The organism is Actinosynnema sp., from assembly GCF_052038725.1.
On sequence record NZ_JBQGCX010000281.1, the window covers coordinates 1 to 4,503 of the forward strand.

Sequence of the window (4,503 nt, forward strand, 5' to 3'; positions counted from 1 at the left end):
AGGTGTTGGCCCGTGCCCGCGCGGCCGGGCGGGTGGCAGGGTTGCCGGAGCACGAGGTCGCGCCGAACCAGGGGCGGTTCCTGGACCTGGTGTGCCTGATGGTGGGGGTGCGGCGGGTGCTGGAGTTCGGGACGCTCGCCGGGTGCAGCACGATCCGGTTCGCTCGGGCGGTCGGCGCGGGCGGGTTGGTGGTCGCGCTGGAGGTGGACGAGCGGTGCGCCGAGGTGGCGCGGGCGAACTTCGTGGCGGCGGGCGTGGCGGACCGGGTGGAGCTGCTGCTCGGTCCGGCGGCGGACAGCGCGCGGGGGTTGGTCGAGGCCGGGGTGGCGCCGTTCGACGTGGTGTTCATCGACGCGGACAAGCCGAACAACCCGGTGTGCCTGGAGGTGGCGCTGCGGTTGTCGCGGTCGGGGACGGTGATCGTCGTGGACAACGTGGTGCGCGACGGGGCGGTGGTGGACGCGGGAAGCGCGGACCCTCGGGTCCTGGGCAGCCGGGCGCTGGTCGAGGCGCTGGGGCGGGACGAGCGGGTGGCGGCGGCGACGGCGTTGCAGACCGTGGGTGCGAAGGGGTGGGACGGGTTCGCGCTGGCGGGGGTGAGGTAGCAGCGGTGGTGGAGTAGCAGCGGTGGTGGAGTAGCAGCGGTGGTGAGGTAGTGGCCGGGGTGGAGCGGCGGCGGGGGTCAGGCGCGGCAGCGGGGTCAGGCGCGGCAGCGGGGTCAGGCACGGCGGCGAGGGTCAGGCGCGGCGGCGGCTGCGGCGCAGGCCGGTGACGCCGTAGCCGACCAGCCCGCGTCGGAGCTGCGCGACGGCGACGGGCAGCAGGGCTCCCCACCTGAGGCCGGTCCAGGCCAGCGCGTCGAGGTCGGGGAGCAGGCCGCCCGCCTGCGCGTCCGGGGTGGTGGGCATCGGCACCACCATCGTGGACGCGGCGGAGCTGCTGGGGGCGAGCACCGGTCCGCCCGGCGCGGGGGCGGCGTCGGCCAGTCCGGCGTCTAGGCCAGTCACCCGCGCGCCGGACGCGGCGCCCGTGTCGAGCACCGGGACCCGCGTCGAGCCGCTGACCTGGTCGAACGCGCCGGAGACGAGGACGGTGCCGTCCGGCGGGGTGATGACGAGGTCGTGCTCGCCCACGGCGACCCCGTCGAACAGGGAGCCGCCGTCGGGGCCGGGGCTCGTGTCGCCGGTCCCTACGAGCGCGACGCGCACGCCCGGCACGCCCGGTTCGTCGGGGTCGCGCACGCCGTCCCGGTCGGCGTCGGCCCAGACCACGCCGGAGGCCGAGCCGAGCAGGTCGCCGAAGTCACGGGTCGCGCCGCGCCCGGCGGTCACCGTCAGGTTCACCTGGTTGGGGGTGCTGGCGGCGTAGTCCTCGGGTTGTTCCTCCACCAGCGTGTAGTCACCGGCCGGAACCCCCACGAACAGGTAACCCCCGCTCGGGTCGGTGACGACGCGCTGCTCACTGCCGTCGACGCCGCTGAGCAGCACCCCGACACCGGGGGCGCGCGCCTCGTCCTGGTCGGGGACGCCGTCCGCGTCGTCGTCGTGGAACACCACCCCGCCCACGGCGTCGCCGCGCTCGCCGAACCCGTTGTAGCGGCTGGTGGCCCCGGCCCCGAGCACGATCCCGGCCAGGGTGTCCGGCGGGACGGCCGCGCCGCCGCCGGTGCCGGGCGTGTCGACGCCGTCGGCGTAGTCGGAGGGCTGCCGCTCGGTGACCGCGTACGCGCCGGAGGGCAGGTCGCGGAACAGGAAGTAGCCGTCCGGGTTGGTGGTGGTCACGGCGTGCGCCGCGCCCGAGAGGACCAGGGTGGCGGAGGCGACGCCGGGTTCGGCCGGGTACTCGCGCTGGCCGTTGTTGTTGTCGTCCCGGTAGACGGCCCCGTCGACCACTCCCCCGACCTGGCCGAACGCGTACCCGGTGGCGCGGGCGCCGTCCGCGAGGACGATGCCGTCGACGGCGCCGGGGGTGGAGGTGTCACCACCCGCGTCACCGGCGGCGGCGCGGGCCGGGCGGTAGCGGGCGGGGTCGGCTTCCAGGCGGTAGGTCCCGGCGGGGAGGCCGGTGAAGCGGAACGCGCCGGTGGTGTCGCTGGTGGTGGTGATCCGGGTGGTCGGGTCGGCGGCGACGAGCGTGACGGGGACGCCGCCCAGGCCCGGTTCGTCCGCGTCGCGGACGCCGTTGGTGGTCTGGGCGGGGTCGTGCGGGTCGTAGCGGTCGCTGTAGACGGCGCCGGAGAGCTCGGCGGTGGGGTCGGCGGTGGGTTCGGCCAGCGCGAGCGCGGGGGCTGGGACGGGTGCGGCGGGCAGCGCGGCGCAGGCGGCGACCAGGGCGATGATCGGCAGGGTGCGGCGCGAGCGGCCGGTGCTGGCGCGCATGGGGTGTTGGGCTCTCCCTGCCGGGCAACGGGGGTCAGCACGGACTATGGGCCATGCCGAGCGGGGTGGCCAGGAAGTCCCCCGGATCGAGTGATCATCCGTTGGGGTGGGCGGCGCGGACGCGGCGCAGTTCGTCGGCGGTGACCGGGAGGACCGAGCCGTGCCTGCTGCCGGTGGGCAGGTCGGCGGAGGCGGAGGGCGTCCAGCGGCCTGAGGCGAGGTCGTCGGTCTCGAACGGGACGTAGCCGCGCCCGAGGAACTCGTCGACGAACATGTGCCAGCGCCCGGAGTTGTTGTCCTGGAACAGGGTCGCCCCCTCCCCCATGGCGATGTCGCCCCGGCCGAGGCAGTCCGCGACCTCGCCGTAGGGGCCGAAGAACGAGCGGCCACGCTCCTGGAACACGAACTTCCCGCACGGCGCCTGGGACTGCTCGCGCTCGTCCTTGGTGAACCGGAAGAACTGGCCCCGGTCGGTGACGACGGTGGTGTCGATGACGGCGTGGCCGGGGTCGATCCAGACGCGCTGGGGGCTGAAGGTCCGGAAGTCGGTGGTGGTGGCGTAGAGGACGCGGTTGTAGCTGGGGCCGGTGTGCTGGGGGTCGGTGCGGGGGTAGAGGTTCGAGGCCCAGAAGACGACGTAGCGCCGGGTGGCGGGGTCGTAGAAGGCCTCGGGGGCCCAGACGTTGCCGACCGTGTCGTCCCCGACCTCGGCGAGGCGGGGGGACGACCAGGTGACCAGGTCGGGCGACTCCCAGATGACGATGTTGCGGCTGCCGTGGCGCTGGGCGTGGTCCCAGGAGGGGCCGTCGTGCATCTTGGCGTCGGTGGTGATGAGCAGGAAGCCGCCGTCGCGCTTGCGCATGAGGAACGGGTCGCGGGCGCCGGTGGTGCCGGTGGTGGAGGTGAGGACGGGGGCGCCGTTGTTGAGGGTGTCGTAGCGGAGGGGGTCGTTCCCGCGGCTGGTGGCGAGGTGGACGCGCTCGCCGGTGGGGGGGCCCTCGCCGAGGAAGTAGGCGAAGAGGTAGCCGGCGTAGGTCTGGCTGGCGTGGGCCTGGCTGGCGTGGGTCTGGCCCGTGGCGGAGGCCGAGGCGGAGGGGGCGGGGGCGGCGAGGAGGGAGAGGAGGGAGAGGGCGAGGGTGGCGAGGGCGGTCCTGCGGAACGCGGGGCGGTGGGTCATCGGCATCTCCGCGGGGCACGCGCCGGACGGCCCCGTCGCCACCCAGCCGGGTTCACGAGCGTCGGGGCGGGTGCGGGGTCGTGTCAACGCCGGGCGGGGGCGCTTCACCCCTGGCGGGCGGGGCCGTTCGGGCGGGTGGTGGTTCGCGGGGCGCTCGGCGGGGGCGGGTTCGGCCGGGTCAGCCGTCTGCGAGGCGGAGGGTGTTGTTCTCGGGGACGCAGAGCGCGGTTCTTCGGGTGGTGGCGGCGAACTGCGCGGTGCAGGCGGCCATGTGGGCGTAGCCCCGCGCGGTGGGGTGGAAGGATTGCTGGGCTGCGCGCAGGACCGCGTCCTGCGGGGCTTGGGCCAGGTCGCGGAGGGCTTCCGGGGTGATGGTCAGTCTGCGTTGCCACTCGTTGGTCGGGTCGTCGCCCTGGCTGCACGCCTCGTGGCCCTCGGCTGCCCTTGACAGGTCCAGGAAGCGGGTGTTGGCGCGCTCCGCCGCGCCTCGCAGGGCGGCTGAGAGTTGGGGGACGGCTTCCAGCCTGCCGTAGGCGGCGTCCTCCGGTTTGAGGGGGCAGCCCTGGGCGACGCTGCGGAAGCGGTCGATCTTCTCGGTCACCGGGGAGGCGTAGGAGAGGAGGATCAGGGTGTAGTCGGACTCGGTGTAGCCGGCCTCGGTCATGGCGGTTCGGATGTCGCGCAGGGCGGTCTCGACCTTCGGGGACATCTCGCGCAGGCGGGCGGGCCAGGTCTCGCGGAGGTCTTCGCGGCAGCCATCGCCGAAGGGGTTCAGCCAGGCCAGGACGCAGGAGACCACGGTCTCGGCGAAGCGGGGGGCGTCGTTGGCGCCCACCTGGACCAGGACGGTGGTCACTCGGTACTGCCTGGCCAGGGCGGTGAGCCTGCGGGACTGGGAGCCCTCGGTGTTGTGGGTGGTGTCGGCCAGGGAGACGTTCGCCGAGTCCG

The 4,503-nt window shown here is 74.8% G+C and carries 4 protein-coding genes; 1 reads left to right on the forward strand and 3 read right to left on the reverse strand.

What is annotated here, in order from left to right:
* The coding region (locus tag ACTUAL_RS05505; protein WP_440899482.1) for an O-methyltransferase at positions 1-605 on the forward strand (605 nt) is incomplete at its 5' end.
* A 132-nt stretch (positions 606-737) separates the two neighbouring features.
* Here the strand turns inward: ACTUAL_RS05505 and ACTUAL_RS05510 are convergent.
* The 3 genes from ACTUAL_RS05510 to ACTUAL_RS05520 form a co-directional block, all read right to left on the reverse strand.
* Positions 738-2,378 (reverse strand): SdrD B-like domain-containing protein, encoded by a 1,641-nt coding sequence (locus ACTUAL_RS05510; protein WP_440899483.1) that lies wholly within the window; start codon positions 2,376-2,378, stop codon positions 738-740.
* 94 nt (positions 2,379-2,472) lie between these two features.
* Positions 2,473-3,555, reverse strand: a complete 1,083-nt coding sequence (locus ACTUAL_RS05515) for a glycoside hydrolase family 43 protein (protein ID WP_440899484.1) — start codon at positions 3,553-3,555, stop codon at positions 2,473-2,475.
* Positions 3,556-3,733: 178 nt separating this feature from the next.
* On the reverse strand, positions 3,734-4,503 hold a 770-nt coding region (locus ACTUAL_RS05520), incomplete at its 5' end, for a GDSL-type esterase/lipase family protein (RefSeq protein WP_440899485.1).